The 16,103-nt window shown below is 73.6% G+C and carries 12 protein-coding genes; 6 read left to right on the top strand and 6 right to left on the bottom strand.

Annotated features, from left to right (window positions below; genetic code table 11):
- Positions 1 to 47 precede the first annotated feature (47 nt).
- Positions 48 to 587 carry a helix-turn-helix transcriptional regulator gene (locus ASC82_RS06900; RefSeq protein ID WP_056643019.1) on the top strand — a complete coding sequence of 180 codons (540 nt, stop codon included), beginning with the start codon at positions 48 to 50 and terminating at the stop codon, positions 585 to 587.
- Between the two features lie 88 nt (positions 588 to 675).
- On the opposite strand, the gene ASC82_RS06895 is transcribed toward ASC82_RS06900, so the two are convergent.
- A complete protein-coding gene (locus ASC82_RS06895; protein WP_242427580.1) occupies positions 676 to 2,574 on the bottom strand; it encodes a heavy metal translocating P-type ATPase in 1,899 nt (632 codons plus the stop codon).
- Positions 2,575 to 2,693: 119 nt separating this feature from the next.
- Between ASC82_RS06895 and ASC82_RS06890 the strand changes: the two genes are divergently transcribed.
- Both ASC82_RS06890 and ASC82_RS06885 read left to right on the top strand, forming a co-directional pair.
- Positions 2,694 to 3,071 (top strand): metalloregulator ArsR/SmtB family transcription factor, encoded by a 378-nt coding sequence (locus tag ASC82_RS06890; RefSeq protein ID WP_024754524.1) that lies wholly within the window; start codon positions 2,694 to 2,696, stop codon positions 3,069 to 3,071.
- A gap of 23 nt (positions 3,072 to 3,094) precedes the next feature.
- On the top strand, positions 3,095 to 4,486 hold the full coding sequence (locus ASC82_RS06885) for an FAD-dependent monooxygenase (protein WP_056643016.1): 1,392 nt from the start codon (positions 3,095 to 3,097) through the stop codon (positions 4,484 to 4,486).
- Between the two features lie 64 nt (positions 4,487 to 4,550).
- Here the strand turns inward: ASC82_RS06885 and ASC82_RS06880 are convergent, their stop codons facing one another.
- Positions 4,551 to 5,891 carry a DUF2252 domain-containing protein gene (locus ASC82_RS06880; RefSeq protein WP_056643014.1) on the bottom strand — a complete coding sequence of 447 codons (1,341 nt, stop codon included), beginning with the start codon at positions 5,889 to 5,891 and terminating at the stop codon, positions 4,551 to 4,553.
- A gap of 182 nt (positions 5,892 to 6,073) precedes the next feature.
- Between ASC82_RS06880 and ASC82_RS06875 the strand changes: the two genes are divergently transcribed.
- The gene (locus ASC82_RS06875) at positions 6,074 to 6,838 is read left to right on the top strand and encodes a GntR family transcriptional regulator (protein WP_056643011.1); all 765 of its coding nucleotides are present in this window, start codon (positions 6,074 to 6,076) and stop codon (positions 6,836 to 6,838) included.
- Between the two features lie 7 nt (positions 6,839 to 6,845).
- Here the strand turns inward: ASC82_RS06875 and ASC82_RS06870 are convergent, their stop codons facing one another.
- The 4 genes from ASC82_RS06870 to ASC82_RS06855 all read right to left on the bottom strand — a co-directional run bounded on the left by ASC82_RS06870 (position 6,846) and on the right by ASC82_RS06855 (position 12,879).
- Entirely contained in the window at positions 6,846 to 8,648 is a 1,803-nt protein-coding gene (locus tag ASC82_RS06870; protein ID WP_107105853.1) for a rhamnogalacturonan lyase, read from the bottom strand.
- 186 nt (positions 8,649 to 8,834) lie between these two features.
- The gene (locus ASC82_RS06865) at positions 8,835 to 10,160 is read right to left on the bottom strand and encodes a phytase (protein ID WP_056643006.1); all 1,326 of its coding nucleotides are present in this window, start codon (positions 10,158 to 10,160) and stop codon (positions 8,835 to 8,837) included.
- Between the two features lie 139 nt (positions 10,161 to 10,299).
- A complete protein-coding gene (locus tag ASC82_RS06860; protein WP_056643003.1) occupies positions 10,300 to 11,832 on the bottom strand; it encodes an amino acid permease in 1,533 nt (510 codons plus the stop codon).
- Between the two features lie 72 nt (positions 11,833 to 11,904).
- Positions 11,905 to 12,879 (bottom strand): hypothetical protein, encoded by a 975-nt coding sequence (locus ASC82_RS06855; RefSeq protein ID WP_024759263.1) that lies wholly within the window; start codon positions 12,877 to 12,879, stop codon positions 11,905 to 11,907.
- A 315-nt stretch (positions 12,880 to 13,194) separates the two neighbouring features.
- Between ASC82_RS06855 and ASC82_RS06850 the strand changes: the two genes are divergently transcribed.
- Positions 13,195 to 14,670 carry an FGGY family carbohydrate kinase gene (locus ASC82_RS06850; RefSeq protein ID WP_056642999.1) on the top strand — a complete coding sequence of 492 codons (1,476 nt, stop codon included), beginning with the start codon at positions 13,195 to 13,197 and terminating at the stop codon, positions 14,668 to 14,670.
- Positions 14,667 to 16,085 (top strand): FAD-dependent oxidoreductase, encoded by a 1,419-nt coding sequence (locus ASC82_RS06845; protein ID WP_056642997.1) that lies wholly within the window; start codon positions 14,667 to 14,669, stop codon positions 16,083 to 16,085. Before ASC82_RS06850 ends, ASC82_RS06845 begins: the two co-directional genes overlap by 4 nt.
- Positions 16,086 to 16,103: the final 18 nt, after the last annotated feature.

The raw sequence follows: 16,103 nt of genomic DNA, 5'->3' as shown, positions 1-16,103 counted from the left end.
ATCCGCGTGCCCTGACCCGCGTGGCCGGCCGAACCTAGGATGCGAGCATGTCCCTCCCGCACGCGATCCTCACCGCGTTGCTCGAAAAGCCGTCCTCCGGCCTCGAACTGACGCGCCGCTTCGACAAGTCGATCGGCTATTTCTGGTCGGCCACGCACCAGCAGATCTACCGCGAGCTGGGCAGGCTGGAGGAGGCGGGACACATCCGCGCCCTGCCCGCTCCGGTGCCCGTGCGCGGGCAGAAGAAGGAGTACGAGGTACTGCCCGCGGGCCGGGCGGAGCTGAGCGACTGGGTCGCCAGGTCCGAGGACCCGAAGCCGATGCGGTCCGCGCTGCTGCTGCGGATGCGGGCCGCCGCGATCGTCGGGTCCGCGGGCCTCCGGGCCGAGTTGGAACGCCATCTCGCCCTGCACCGGGAGCAGTTGGACGAGTACCTCGCGATCGAGGAGCGGGACTTCCCCGCGGAGCGCCGCCGTACGGAACCGGACCGGCTGCGGCATCTCGTCCTGCGCGGCGGGGTGGACCTGGAGCGGTTCTGGGTGGAGTGGCTGACGGCGGCGCTGGCGGAGCTGGGCGAGGCGGGGTAGCGGCTGGGGCCCGTGCTCGGGCTCAGCCCCGACCCTAGGCCGGGCTGGGGCTCGCGCTCGGGCTCGGCCCCGACTCCCAGGCCCAGGTTCAGCCTCGGGCCGTGCCGTTCTCCGCTCGTCGCCAGGCCGCGTCCCTCAGCAGCCGGAGGCCGTTGAGGCCCACGAGGACCGTCGAGCCCTCGTGGCCCGCGACGCCCAGGGGCAGCGGCAGGTGGCCGACGAGGTCCCAGACGACGAGGGCGCCGATGCAGACGCCCGCGATCAGCAGGTTCTGCACGACCAGGCGGCGGGCCCGGCGTGAGAGGGCCACGACGGCCGGGATCGCGCCGAGTTCGTCGCGGACGACGACCACGTCCGCGGTGTCCAGGGCCAGATCGGAGCCGGCCCGGCCCATGGCGACGCCCGCGTGCGCGGCGGCCAGGGCCGGTGCGTCGTTGACGCCGTCCCCGACGAGCAGCACCTTCGCGCCCGCCCGTTCCCACTCCCGTACCGCCTCCGCCTTCTCGTGCGGGAGGAGTCCCGCGCGGACGTCGTCGATGCCCACCTCGGCGGCGATCCGGGCCGCCGCGCCCGCGTTGTCGCCGGTCAGCAGGGTGGGGGTGGAGCCGGTGAGCCGTCCGAGGGCGGCGACGGCCTCGGTGGCGCCCTCGCGGAGCCGGTCGGAGAGTTCCAGTACGGCCGCGGGCGCGCCGTCGACGACGACCTCGACCGCGGTGTCGCCGTGGGTGCCGGACGCCCGGTGGACCCGTACATCGTGGCCGTCCACCACGGCCCGTACGCCCCGGCCCGGTTCGGCGGCGAAGTCCGTCGCCTCGGGGACGCACAGTCCCCGGGCCCTGGCCTCGGCGACCACGGCGCGCGCCAGCGGGTGTTCGCTGGGCAGTTCGGCCGCGGCGGCGAGGGCGAGCGCGGTCGTGTCGCCGCGTACGGCGGTCACCCGGGGCGTGCCCTCGGTGAGGGTGCCCGTCTTGTCGAGCGCGACCCGGTCGACCGCGCCGAGCCGCTCCATGGCGACGGCGGACTTCACGAGGACGCCGTGCCGCCCGGCGGTGGCGATGGCGGAGAGCAGCGGCGGCATGGTGGCGAGGACGACCGCGCAGGGCGAGGCCACGATCATGAAGGTCATCGCGCGGAGCAGGGCTTCGGTGAGGTCCGTGCCGAAGGCGACGGGCAGGCCGAAGAGCGCGAGGGTGGCGACGACGACCCCGACGGAGTAGCGCTGTTCGATCTTCTCGACGAAGAGCTGGGTGGGGGCCTTGGTGGCGCCGGCCTCCTCGACGAGGGCGGCGATCCGGGCGACGACGAAGTCCGCGGGGTCCTTGTCCACGCGGACGCGCAGCGCCCCCGAGCCGTTGAGAGTGCCGGCGAAGACCTCGTCGCCGGGTGCCGCGGGGGCGGGGAGCGGTTCGCCGGTGACGCTCGTGCGGTCGACGTCGCTCGCGCCGCTCAGGACGGTGCCGTCGGCGGGGAGCCGCTCCCCCGGGCGTACGAGGACGGTGTCGCCGGGTCGGAGCGCGGTGGCCTCGACGACCTCCTCGCCCGCCGCCGTGAGGCGGACGGCCGTGGCGGGCGCGAGATCGAGGAGCCCGCGGACGGAATCGGCCGTACGGCGGGTGGCGAGGGCCTCCAGGGCGCCGGAGACGGCGAAGATCACGATGAGGAGGCCGCCGTCGAGGTACTGGCCGATGGCGGCGGCGCCCAGCGCGGCGACCACCATCAGGAGGTCGACGTCGAGGGACCGCTCGCGCAGTGCCCGGAGCCCGGCCAGGCCCGGTTCCCAGCCGCCGGCGGCGTAACAGACGGCGTAGAGCGGCGCCCAGGTCCAAGCGGGTGCGCCTGCCAGGTCGAGGGGGAAGGCCGCGAGGAAGGCGAGGGCGGCGAGCGCGGCCCAGCGCACCTCGGGGAGGGCGGTGGCGCGGGTGCGCGTGACGGGCCGGGCGGGGGCGGAGGCCGTGGCCTGGGCGGTGTCCAGCTCCGGGAGGGCCATGGACGAGCACCTCTTTCGAGGGTGGCGGGGAGGGTGAGGGGACGACGCGGGCCTCACCATACCCGAACACATGAAGAGGTCTTCACGTATTGACATACAAGCGCGGCTACGATGAGCGCATGGGACACGGAGTGCACGGCGAGACGACCCCCGCAACCCACCTGGACGCCGAGTCCGCGGCGACCATCGCCGCCACCCTCCAGGCCCTCGCCACCCCGTCGCGGCTGATGATCCTCACCAAGCTCCGCCAGGGCCCCTGCGGAGTGACCGAGCTCGCCGCCGCCGTCGCCATGGAGCAGTCCGCCGTCTCCCACCAGCTCCGGCTGCTGCGCGCGCTCGGCCTCGTCAGCGGCGTCCGCCAGGGCCGCCGGATCGAGTACAGCCTGTACGACAACCACGTCGCCCAGCTCCTCGACGAAGCCGTCTACCACATCGAGCACCTGCGCCTCGGGGCACGCGACGCCGCACGCACCACCGTGGATACTGGTCAGTTGTAAATCCACGCAACGAAAGGGCGGGCATGGCCGACGACTTGGGGCACCGCGCGACACGTCACGCCGTGGTCATCGGGGGAAGTCTCGCCGGCCTCCTGGCCGCACGGGTCCTCGCGGAGCACGCGGAGAAGGTGACGGTCGTCGAGCGCGACCGCTTCCCGGAGGGCCCGGAGGCCCGGCCGGGCGTGCCGCAGGGCAGGCACCTCCACGTGCTCATCGCGGGCGGGCAGACGGCGTTCGACGCGCTGCTCCCCGGGTTCATGGACGAGCTGCGCGACCTCGGGGCGCCCAAGGTGGGCGTGCCCGAGGACATGGTGCAGTGGCAGAACGGCAAGTGGTTCCGCCGGACGGCCGCGAGCGCGCACTTCTACTCGGGGGCGCGGCCGCAGCTGGAATGGCTGGTGCGGCAGCGGGTGTTCGCCGACCCGCGCATCGAACTGGTCGACGGCCACGAGACGGTGGGGCTGACCGGGGACTCCTCGCGCGTGCGCGGCGTACGCCTCCGGGAGCGCGGGGCGGGCGCCGAGAAGGAGACCCGCGTCCTGGAGGCCGATCTGGTCGTGGACGCCTCCGGGCGGTCCACGAAGGCGGCGGACTGGCTGGCGGCGATCGGCGCCGAGGCCCCGCACGAGGAGACCATCGACACCGGTCTCGCCTACGGCACCCGGGTCTACCGGGCCCCGGCCGGGGTCCTGGACAGCGACGCCATCGGCTACTTCATCGTGCCCAACCCCGACCAGGAGTACGGCGGCGTGGTGCTGCCCGTCGGCGACGGCACGCACCTCGTGACCCTGTCGGGGCTCCGCGGCAACGAACCGCCGACGGAGGAGGGCGCCTTCGAGGATTACGCGAAGCGGCTGCCGCATCCGGTGATCAGCGACTGGCTGGCGGAGGCGGAGCCCGTGTCGCCGGTGTACGGCTTCCGCAAGACCGCCAACATCCGGCGCCGGTACGACCGTCCGGGCCGCCGCCCGGCCGGTTTCCTCGCCACCGGCGACGCGCTCTGCGCCTTCAACCCGATCTACGGGCAGGGCATGGCGGTCGCCGCGCTCTCCGCCGTCGCGCTGCGCCGGGCGCTCGCCGACCCGAAGCGGACCCCGACCACCCGGCAGGTACAGCGCGCGCTCCTCGACGCGTCGAAGCAGGCCTGGGACATCTCGACGGGCGCCGACAAGAAGATGCCGGGGGTGCTCGGTGACGCGGCGGCCCCCGGGGCCCTCGACAAGGCGGTCGGCTGGTACCTGAGCCGCGTGCAGCAGCGGGCGGCGGGCGACCCGGTCGTCGGCATTCCCTTCCGCAGGGCCCTCACCCTGACCTCCCCGCTGACCGCACTGTTCGCCCCGGCGGTCGCGCGGGCGGTGCTCTTCGGACCGGTGTCCGAGACGCCGGCCGAGCCGCCGCTGCGGCGCGACGCGTAGGGCCCAGGGAGCAACGGTCCCGGGTTCCTGAGAGTTCTTCAGGCGCCCGGGACCGGAGGCAGTGTTAGGCGCCCGGGGCCGCCGCCATCACGCCGGCCGCGATGGCGGCGCCGAGCGCCGCGTAGTCGTCGGCGTTCTGGCCCGCGTAGGCGAGGGAGAAGTCGGCGACGGAGCGGTCGAAGACGTCCGAGCTGCCGAGGTAGCCGGCTATGGCGATCCGGTCGCCGGAGCGGGCGTGGGCGCGGGCCAGGGCCCTGCCGCAGAGCCGCGCGTAGTTCCGGAGGGTGGCCGGGGACATGGTCTCGACCTCGGCAGAGCCCTTCATGTCGCGCAGCTGGCGCCAGTAGAAGTGGCGTTGCCCGGGTCCGGTCATCCAGCCGAGGAAGATGTCGCTGGCGGCCTGCGTGAGGCGCTGCCCGGCGACGACGCGGCGGCCCTGGTGTTCGTAGGCCGTCGGCGGCAGGTAGGGCTCCAGGACGGAGCGGCCGGCCTCCTTGATCTGGAGGAAGAGCGGGTCGCCGTCGTCGCGGCCTTCGAGGAGGAGCACGAAGCAGCGGGTGCCGACGCTGCCGACCCCGACGACCTTCCGGGCCGCGTCGACGAAGCGGTAGCGGTCGAGCAGCACGCGCCTCTCCTCGGAGAGCGAGCTGCGGTAGTCGCTGAAGATCTTGCCGAGGCCGACCCGGTCCACGTCCGTGGCCCGCTCCAGGAGCGGCGGGTCCTCGACGATGCGCCGGGCACCGGACTCGTCCGTCTCGGTGAGCTTGGCGAAGGCCTGGAGGCTGGTGCGGCGGCGGGCCCGGGCGAGCCGGTCGGAGAGGCGGGCGCGTTCGCCGCGGCGGACCAGGGGAAGCAAGTCGTCGGCGGCGATCCGCTCGTACCAGACCTCGAGTTCGCCGAGCTCCGCGAGGCGGCTCATGGCCGTGCGGTACGCCTCCGTGGCCACGAGCGCGGCCCGGTGGGCCTTGGGCTTCGTGCTGCCGTTCTGGAGGGCGGCGATGGTGACGCTGGCGGCGAGCCGCTTGACGTCCCATTCGAAGGGCCCGGGGAGGGTCTCGTCGAAGTCGTTCACATCGAAGAGGAGCGTCCGTTCGGGTGAGCCGTACACCCCGAAGTTGAGCAGGTGGGCGTCGCCGCAGAGCTGGACGGTGAGTCCGGTGTGGCGCGGGGCGGCGAGGTCGGCCGCCATGATGCCGGCGGCGCCGCGGAAGAACGCGAAGGGCGAGACCGCCATCCGGCCGTAGCGGAGGGGGACGAGGTCGGGCAGCCGGTCCTGGGACTCGCGCTCCAGGACCGCCAGCGGGTCGGGGCGCTGGGAGGAGGGGATCCAGCGGCCGTGGGAGGAGCGGGGGGCTCGCTTGCGGGCCTCCCGGCCCCTCGCCGCACGCTCCGACGGTGTCGTCATCCGGCCTCACCCGCCTCTTCCGCCGCGGCGGTACGGTGCCCGCCGCCTGGACCCCATTACAAGGCGCGGCGCTCGTTTCGGCCACTCTGCCGGGCCGCCCTAGCGAAATGGTTTAGACCAATGATAGGAATTGATCACCGATACGGCCCATGCGGTCACGCTGTGCTTAGAGAGGGTTGATCATGGCCGAGCCCGATACCGAGGTGGCGGAGGCGCCGCTCTATCTCCGGGTCGCCGCCGTCCTGCGCGAGGATCTCGCCCACCGGCGCATCTCCCCCGGGAGCCGGCTCCCTTCGGAACGGTCCCTGTCCCAGCGGTACCACGTCAACCGGCAGACGGTCCGCAGCGCGCTCCAGCTCCTGCGGGACGAGCGCCTCGTCGTCACCGACCGGCGCGGCACGTTCGCCGCGGCGGCGGGCGCCGATCCCGCCGCGCAGGCGCCCCCGCCCGCGCTCGCGGCCCGCCGGCCGACCTTCCCCGGCGGGCCGCGCGTGAGCGAGGCCCTGGTGCGGGCCTCGCTCGCCTGGGAGCCACCGCCCACCCCGCTCACCTCCCGCCTGCTGCTCGCCCCCGGCGAGCCCACGCTCGTCCACCGCCATCTGGTGCTCGGGCCCCAAGGGGCGGCGCTGCAACGGGCGGTGTCGTGGTTCTCCCGGCCGGCGCTCGCCGAGATTCCCCAACTCGCCCGCTACCGGCGGATCAAGGACAGCCATCACCAGCCCGACCTGCGGCTCCTGTACCACTGGATGCACCAGGCGGGGCTGCGGGTCACCCATCGGGAGTCGATCGGCGTCCCGCCGGGCCCGGCCGCGACGACGGCGGCCGGCGGCGCGGCCCGGCTGATCGTCCACCGGACGGTGAGCGACCAGCACGGACACGCGCTGGAGATCACGGACATCGACTTCTCGGCCCAATCAGCCGCCTGGACCTACGAGTTCAGCGCCTGACCCGACGCTACGGAGTCGTGATCAGCGGCCTCGGCGCCGTGCGCATGCCGTTGCCGATGTGGAAGCTCGGGTGCGGGGGCTGGTTGTAGGCGGTGTTCTGCCAGGCCAGCCCCGTGCGGTACATCGTGTCGTGCAGCAGGGTCGTGATCCTGGTCCCCGTTTCGTGCGGCGTCGAGTAGATCCGCAGCGCGGTGTTGTCGCTCGTGCGCCACACCACCTCCTCGCGCCAGTCGCCGAGGATGTCCCCGGAGAGCGCGGGAGTCGCCTTGGTGGTGTTGTTCGACGCCACCGAGGCGCCGGTGAGGAGCCGGGTCTCGCCGGCGGTGCCGTACTTGTCGATGCGGGTGCCGTCGAGGAGCTCCCGGGTGGTGTCGCCGTCCCACCAGCTCAGGAAGTTGGTGGACGAGGGCTCGCGGCCCTTGGTGGCCCCGGCCTCGTCGCGCACCGACGTGTCGGAGGAGGACCACACCTCCGCTCCGTCGTTCCCGGCCCAGATGTCGCCGGCGACCCCGCGGCCGTTGTCGCAGCAGGCCGCGAGCTGCCAGCGGACGGCGCCGTTCGCCGGGTCGATGTACAGCTGCGCGGGCTGGGAGGAGGACTCGGAGACCTTGAAGTACTCCAGGCCCGGTGTCCCCGGGTCGAGGTCGCCGAGGTGCTGGGCGTCGCCGTGGCCCGTCCTCGTGGTCCACAGGCCGCTGCCGTTGTCGTCCACGGCCATCGCGCCGTACACGATCTCGTCCTTGCCGTCGGCATCGACGTCGCCCACGGAGAGGCTGTGCGAGCCCTGGCCGTCGTAGCCCTTCCCGGCGTTCGTGGAGCTCGACGAGTCGAAGGTCCAGCGGCGGGTGAAGGCGCCGTCGCGCCAGTCCCAGGCGGCGATCACACTCCGCGTGTAGTAGCCGCGCGCCATGACGAGCGAGGGCCGGGCACCGTCGAGGTACGCGGTGGCCGCGAGGAACCGGTCGACCCGGTTCCCGTAACTGTCACCCCAGGAGGAGACGGTGCCGCGCGCGGGCACGTAGGCGGTGGTGCCCAGGGCGGCGCCCGTGAGCCCGTCGAACATCGTCAGGTACTCGGGCCCCGCCAGGACGTATCCGCTGCTGTTGCGGTGGTCGGCGGAGGCGCTGCCGATCACCGTGCCGCGTCCGTCGACGGTCGCGTCGGCGGTCTTCATGGCCACCTCGGCCCTGCCGTCGCCGTCGTAGTCGTAGACCTGGAACTGCGTGTAGTGCGCGCCGGAGCGGATGTTGCGGCCGAGGTCGATCCGCCACAGCCGGGTGCCGTCGAGCGTGATGCCGTCCACGACGGTGTTGCCGGTGTATCCGGACTGCGAGTTGTCCTTGGCGTTCGTGGGCTGCCACTTGAGGACGAAGTCGAGGTCGCCGTCGCCGTCGAGGTCGCCGACGGAGGCGTCGTTGGCCTCGTAGGTGTACGCCACGCCGTCGGGGGTCGTGCCGCCGGCCGGCGGGGTGATCGGCACGTCCTTGTAGCCGGTGCGCAGCTGGACGGCGTGGACGGAGTCCGTCTGTTCGACGCCGCCGACGATCGCGCGGACCGTGTAGTCGGCCGTGCTCGGCGCGCCGGAGTGGAAGAAGTTGGTGGAGGCCGTGACGGGCGTGGAGTTCACCTTCGTACCGGCCCGGTAGACGTTGAAGCCGACGGAGTCCGGGTCCGTGCCCAGCCAGCGCCAGCTGACGAGGTTCCCGGTGTCGGTGTGGACGCTCACCACGCCCCGGTCGAGCCGTTCGGCCTGCCGCGCGGTGGCGGCGGACGCGGTTCCGGTGGTCGCGGTGAGCGCGGCACAGGTCATGACGCCCGCCGCGAGCGCGGCGGCCAAGCGGTGGGCGGCGACGGGGGGTTGCGGGTACTGCACGATTCCTCCTGCGGGGGAAGAGAGCCGTTGCGTACCTCCCAGTCGTCGCCGCCGCGGAATCGGTTGCCCGGACCGCACCGGTACGAGTGCGGGCACGGGTACGAGTACGGGTAGGAGTACGGGTCAGTCGGCGTCGCGCGGGTCGAAGGACTCCGTGTCGATGCGCAGGGGCCGGGGGAAGGCGCGGGCCACCGACTCCCAGGGGGTGAACTTGAAGTTCGTGCTCTCGCGGTCGCCGTCGGCGGGCGCGGCCTCGCCGTCGTGGGTGATGAGGATGCCCTGGGGGAAGCTGCGGCCGAGCGGGACGTTGACGACGGTGCTGCCGTCGGAGTGCTGCACTCCGTCGGTGGCGGCGCCGTCCCCGACCGCGAACGAGCCGAGGTAGGCGTTGCGGCCCTGCCGTTCGTAGGCGGCGAAGGTGTTGTCGCCCTGGCTGGAGGCGAGGACGTAGCCCGCGCCGTCACCGGCGTGGTAGACGGTGACGCCCTCGGCGTCGGCGCTCAGGTGCTCGCCGCCGAAGCCGGGGTCGTGGGCGGTGTCGAGAACGCACTCCTCCTCGGCGGTGTCGTACGTCCACGGGGTGCCGTACTCACGGACCCGGTCGAGGAGTTCGGGCTTCTCGAACTCGGCGTCGTCGAGCTCGACGCGCCAGAGGCCGACGGCCTCCTGGGCCGCGTAGAGGACGTGCTCCTCCTGGTCGACGGCCATGCCCTCGACCTGCGGGCGCTCGCCGGGGTCGGCGCAGGGCCGCCAGGAGGTGCCGTCGGGGAGGGTGAAGGAGGCGGGCAGGTCGAGGGTGTCCTCGGTGCGGTAGCCGACCCGGCCGCCGCGGTCCTCCAGTTCGAGCAGGCGCAGGCTCGTCTCCTCGCGCCGGGAGACCACGACGTACGCGTCGTCGTCGTCGCTGTACGCGGCGAGACCGTACGCGGTGTGCTGCTCGTCCACCTCGGACTCGGAGCCGGCGAAGACGGGCGCCACGTCGGCGGCGGTCACGTCGCGCAGCGGCGGGCGGCCCGCGGCGACGGCGACCGGGTCGATGGCGTAGGCGCGGACCCGGTCCCGGCCCCGGTCGCTGACCAGGGCGAGGTCGGTCTTCCGGCCGGCCAGTTCGAAGCCGTAGACGATGTCGACGTTGTTGAAGCGGCCGGGGGCGGCGTCCTCGCCGGGGGCCTGCGGCGCGGCGATGTGCTGGAGGCGGCGTCCGTCGAGGCCGTAGACGTCGAGCCCGGCCTCCTTCAGGGTGCCGATCACGATGCTGCGGCCGGGCCGCGTCGGGTCGACCCAGACGGCGGGGTCGTCGGCGTTCGCGTTGCCGCCCGCCTCGTCGTCGTACACGGCCGGCGTCTCGACGCGCGCGGCGACGGTGGCCGGGGCGGGCGGGGTGGTCGCGGAGGCCGCGGTGACCACCGCGAGGGCGGCGGCGAGAGCGGTCAGAGCGGAGGCGCTCACAGTACTCCTCGGTAGCGTTTACGGACGGGCGTGACGCTACGGACGGAGGGTGGAGCACCGGGGACGCCGGGGTGAACACGGGATGCACCGTGAACCCCCGTTGCGCGTGCCGGGGTTCACGGTGCCGCAGGCGGATCCGCTACACGATCCCCTCCGCGATGTCCGCCTCCTCGCGGGCCGTGCCGTACGTCGTCGGGGTGCCGTACGAGCGGCGGGCGACGTACCACCAGACGCTGGCCAGGACGAGGACGACGGCGAGCGCGATCACGGCGTAGTTCATGGTGTCGACCGTCACGGGGGACTTCTGCGGCAGGCAGAACAGGACGGTCACGACGGCCACCCATACGACGGCGGTCCAGCCGATCGGCTTGCTCCAGCGGCCGAGGCTCCACGGCCCGGGGGTGAAGCGGTTCCCGGCGCGCAGGCGGAGGTAGATCGGGATGGCGTAGGCGGGGGTGATGCCGATGACGTTGATCGCGGTGACCGCGCCGTAGGCGGTGGCCGAGTACAGCGAGGGCACGGCGAGCAGCGCGGCCACAGCGACGGCGAGCCAGACGGCCGGGACCGGGGTCTGCGTACGGGTGCTGACCTTCCGCCAGATCGCGGAGCCGGGAAGGGCGTTGTCGCGGCTGAAGGCGAAGACCATGCGGCTGGCGGCGGCGACCTCGGCGTTGCCGCAGAAGAGCTGGGCGACGATCACGACGAGCAGGAGGGCGGTGGCGCCGCCCGTGCCGAGCGCGTCCAGGAGGATCTGGGCGGGCGGGACTCCGGTGGCCGTGTTCTGCGTGGCCGCGTAGTCCTGGATGGCGAAGCTCAGTCCGGCGAGGAGAGCGAAGCCGGCGATCCAGGAGACCCAGATGGCCCGCACGATCCCCTTGGCGGCGGTGACGGAGGCGTTGGACGTCTCCTCGGACAGGTGGGCCGAGGCGTCGTAGCCGGAGAAGGTGTACTGGGCGAGGAGCAGGCCGATCGCGGCGACGTAGAAGGGGTTGGCCCAGCCGGTGTCGTTGACGAACTCGGTGAAGACGAACTCGACGGACTGGTGGCGGTCGGGGACGAAGGCGAGCGCGCCGACGATGAGCGCGACGCCCGCAAGGTGCCACCAGACGCTGACCGAATTGAGGACGCTGACCAGGCGGACGCCGAAGAGGTTCAGGACGGCGTGCAGCAGCAGGATCGCGAGGAAGATGAGGAAGGTGGAGCCCGCCGTGGGTTCGAAGCCCCACTGGAGGTTGAGGAAGGCCCCGGTGAAGAGCGCGGCTCCGTAGTCGATGCCGGCGATGGCCCCGAGCAGGCCGAGGAGGTTCAGCCAGCCGGTGTACCAGCCCCAGCGCCGTCCGCCGAGCCGGTCCGCCATGTAGTAGAGGGCGCCGGAGGTGGGGTAGGCGCTGGTCACCTCGGCGAGGGCGAGGCCCACGCACAGCACGAAGAGGCCGACGCCCGCCCAGCCCCAGAGCATGACGGCGGGGCCGCCGGTGCCCATCCCGAAGCCGTAGAGGGTCATGCAGCCGGAGAGGACCGAGATGACGGAGAAGCTGATCGCGAAGTTGCCGAAGCCTCCCATGCGGCGGGCCAGGACCGGCTGGTAGCCGAGCTCTCTGAGCCGCGCCTCCTCGTCCTGGGCGGGGGGTGGCTTGCGTATCGCGTCGGTCGGGGCCGTGGTGCGGGACATGGGTACCTCCGGGGACAGGCGGTGAGCGGGGGGGGGACGGGGTCGTACGTGCGGGGGCGCCGTAGGCGGGGGTCAGCCGGTGAGACAGCGGGCGCGGGCGCGCAGGAAGAGGTCCTCCGCGAGGGCCCGGTCGTCCGGCCGCTCGGTGCGGTAGGCCCACGGCAGCGTCGCGTAGTACGGGCCGAGCGCCTTGAAGACCCGGGCCGCGTCGTCGAAGCGGAGGGCTCCGTAGAGGGCGTGCGCCAGGTGGTTCAGGTCGAGCAGGGAGGCCTCTTCGGTGGCGCAGAAGAGGAACCAGGCGTCCAGGGCGCGTTCTGCGTCGCGGACGGCGTCCTCGGCGACCCAGTGGAGGTCGAGGGCGCGCTCGTGGCCGCGCTCGCGCCGGTAGCGCTCGACCCGCACATAGAGCGGGAGGGCGTGCAGGGCGGAGCCGACGGGCGCGGAAGTGGCGGCCCACTGGGCGTAGTTAACGGCCTCGGAGAGCGGTCCCGGGCTGCGGGCGTAGACGAACTGGAGCATGCGGTGGTGTGCTTCGCGGTTGTACGGGTCGCGCTTCTCCGCCTCGGCGAGCAGCCCCCAGGGGCCGGGGGCCAGCATGGGCGCCGGCGGGGAGATCCGGTGCTCGGCCATGCGCTGGCGTCCGTCGAGGGCGGCGAGCGCGAGGAGGCCGACCCAGGGCACGGGGTCGGCGGGGGCCAGTTCGGCGGCCTCGCGGCAGGCGGTCCAGGCCTCCTGCCAGAGTTCGCGGGTGCGGGCGTGGCCGGCGCGGTGGGCGCGGACGGCCCGCTCGACGGCGACGCGGCCGTGCATCACGGTGGCGGCGATGCTCCCTGGCTGCTCGGTGCGCCAGGTGTGGACGACGTCGGTGCCCGCGGCGACGGCGGCGAGCACCTGGGTGCGCCTGGTCCAGCCGTCCCACCCCGAGGTCTCGTCGAGCAGCCGGGCCATGGCCACCCAGCGGCCGGTGCGCAGGTCCTGGACGGCACCGCGCAGGGCGTGGTCGTGGCCCGCGGGGTGGTAGACGGGCCGAAAGCCCTGAGCGGCCATCAGGGGGTGGGGCCTGGTGTGGGGCCTGGTGTGGGCGACATGGTTCCTCGGTGGATGAAGGGGGGTGGTCAGTCCCCCGACGGCCTTCCTGCCGTTGATCGGCGATCACTATAGAGGGCACTGGACTCGACCAGTCCACTCTTCTCGACGACGGTAACTATTAAGCCAGCGACTGAATTTGACTTACTGTCAGGCACGTCGGACCGACCTGACGGTGTCGGCCGCCGACGCTTGACGCGGCGCCCCGACAGCGGCACCCTGACCCTTTTCGGTGATCGGACGATCACCTTCCGATCCTGCGACGGGAGCAGCGGAATGACGGGCGGCCCGGTACTCGCCGTGGACCAGGGCACGTCGGGCACGAAGGCGCTCGTCCTGTGTCCCGAGCGCGGGGTGATCGGCAGCGGCACGGCCCCGGTCCGGCCCCGGTATCTCCCCGGCGGCCTGGTCGAGGTCGACCCGCGTGAGCTGTACGACTCCGTCGTCACGGCCGGACGGGCGGCGCTGGCCGAGGCCGGCACGCCGGTCTCGGCCGTGGGGCTCGCCAACCAGGGCGAGACCGTGCTCGCCTGGGACCCCGCCACCGGCGAACCCCTCACGGACGCGCTCGTCTGGCAGGACCGCCGGGCCGCCTCCGTCTGCGACGGGCTCGACGACCACGCCGAGCTGCTCCGCCGGCTGACCGGTCTGCCCGTGGACCCCTACTTCGCCGCGCCCAAGATGGCCTGGATCCGCCGTCACGCCACCGGCGCCGGGGTCGTCACGACCAGCGACTCCTGGCTCGTCCACCGGCTGACGGGCGCTTTCGTCACCGACGCGGCGACCGCCGGACGTACCGGACTGCTCGATCTGGACACGGTCGCCTGGTCGGAGACGGCCCTCGACCTGTACGGACTGGGCGGCGAGCGGCTGCCCGCGGTGGTGGACTGCGACACGCCGGTCGGCACGACGACGGCCTTCGGCCCGCCGCTGCCGCTGACCGGCCTCCTTGTCGACCAGCAGGCCGCCCTGCTCGCGCAGAGCGCGAGCGACCCGGCCGCCGCCAAGTGCACCTACGGCACGGGCGCCTTCCTCCTCGCGCAGACCGGGCCCGAGCCCCGACGCGGCACCTCCGGCCTGGTGAGCTGTGTCGCCTGGCGGCTCGGCGGGCGCGTCGACCACTGCCTGGACGGCCAGGTGTACACGGTGGCGTCTGCGGTCCGCTGGCTCACCGAGCTGGGCGTCCTCGCCGGGGCGGAGGAGATCGACACGGTCGGCGGCGGCGTGCCGGACACCGGCGGGGTCACCTTCGTCCCCGCGCTCGCCGGTCTCGCCGCGCCGTGGTGGCGGGGGGACGTGCGCGGCTCGCTCACCGGGCTCGGCCTGGACACCTCCCCCGGCCATCTGGTCCGCGCGCTGTGCGAGGGCATCGCCGCCCAGGTGGTGGAGCTCGCCGCGGCGGTCGCCGCCGACCGGGGCGCACCGCTGACCTCGCTGCGCGCGGACGGGGGCCTGACCCGGTCCGCGCTGCTCATGCAGACGCAGGCGGATCTGCTGCAACTCCCCGTCGAGGTCTCGTCGTTGCCCGATGCCACGGCCCTCGGGGTGGGCGCGGTGGCCCGGCTCGGACACGAGCCGGGGCTCACGCTCCGCGAGGCCGTGCCGGAATGGAAGCCCTCGGCCGTCTACGAGCCCCGGATCTCGGGCGGCGAGGCCGCCGCGCGCCTCGGAGCGTTCCGTGCGGAGGTGTCGGCGCTGCTCGACCGCGACAACGGGGGTGCCGGGGGCTCCGGCACGGGGGGTGCCGGGTGAGCGTCACCCGCTCGGGGCCGCTGCCCACCGGCCGGGAGGCCGAGTACGACGTCGTGGTCGTCGGTGCGGGCGTCGTGGGCTGCGCCATCGCCCGCGCACTGGCCCGGCACCCGCTGCGGGTAGCGCTCGTGGAGGCCGCGAACGACGTCGGCGACGGCACGTCCAAGGCCAACACCGCGATCCTGCACACCGGCTTCGACGCCGCACCGGGCACGCTCGAAGCCCGGCTCGTCCGCGAGGGGCACCGGCTGCTCGGCGCGTTCGCCGGGGAGGCCGGCATACCCGTCGAGCCGCTCGGCGCGCTCCTCGTCGCCTGGGACGAGCAGCAGCTCGCGACGCTCCCCCGCCTCGTGGAGAAGGCCGAGCGGAACGGCCACCACACCACGCGCATGCTGTCCGCCGACGAACTCCGTTCCCGTGAACCTCACTTGGGACCGGGGGCACTCGCCGCACTCGCCGTGCCGGGCGAGTCGGTCGTCTGCCCGTGGACGACCACCCTCGCGTACGCGACACAGGCCGTCCGCTCCGGAGTCGACCTCCACCTCGGCTGCCGGGTGGAGAAGGTGCGTACGGGCGACCCGTGGCACCGTCTCGTCACCCGGCGCGGAGAGCTGCGGACCCGCCACCTGGTGAACGCCTGCGGACTCCACGCCGACGCCTTCGACGCGCTCCTCGACCGCCGCGACTTCACCGTCACCCCGCGCCGGGGCCAGCTGCTCGTCTTCGACAAGTTCGCCCGCGACCTGGTCAGGCACATCCTGCTCCCCGTCCCCGGCCCGCTCGGCAAGGGCGTGCTCGTCTCGCCGACGGTGTACGGGAACGTCATGCTCGGGCCCACCGCCGAGGACCTCGACGACAAGACCGCCACCGGCACGACGGCGGAGGGGCTCGCCGACCTCCGCGAGCAGGGCGGACGCATCCTTCCCGCGCTGCTCGACGAGGAGGTCACGGCGGTCTACGCGGGGCTGCGGGCCGCCACCGGGCAGGAGGACTACCGGTGCGCCGCCCATCCCTCGCTGCGGTACGTGACCGTGGGCGGGATCCGCTCCACCGGGCTCACCGCGTCCCTCGCCCTCGCCGAGCACGTGCTCGGACTCCTCGCGGACTGCGGACTCGAACCCGGGCCCGAGCGCCCGCTCGCCCCCGTCCGCATGCCGAATCTCGGCGAGGCCTTCCCCCGCCCGTACCGCGACGCCGAACTCATAGCCACGGACCCCGAGTTCGGCTCCATCGTCTGCCACTGCGAGCGGGTGACGCGGGGCGAGATCCGGGACGCCTACGCGTCGACGATCCCCCCGGCGGGCCCGGACGGCCTGCGTCGCCGGACCCGCGCCCGCGGCGGACGGTGCCAGGGGCACTTCTGCGGCGCGGAGCTGCGGGCGTTGAGCGAGGAGTACGGGCGGGGAGCCCGGTGAGCGGGGCTCCGAGGAACG

Origin of the sequence: Streptomyces sp. Root431 (assembly GCF_001426585.1) — a bacterium.
In the GTDB taxonomy this organism is placed as follows: domain Bacteria; phylum Actinomycetota; class Actinomycetes; order Streptomycetales; family Streptomycetaceae; genus Streptomyces; species Streptomyces stackebrandtii.
This window is presented reverse-complemented; position numbering and strand designations above follow the sequence as displayed.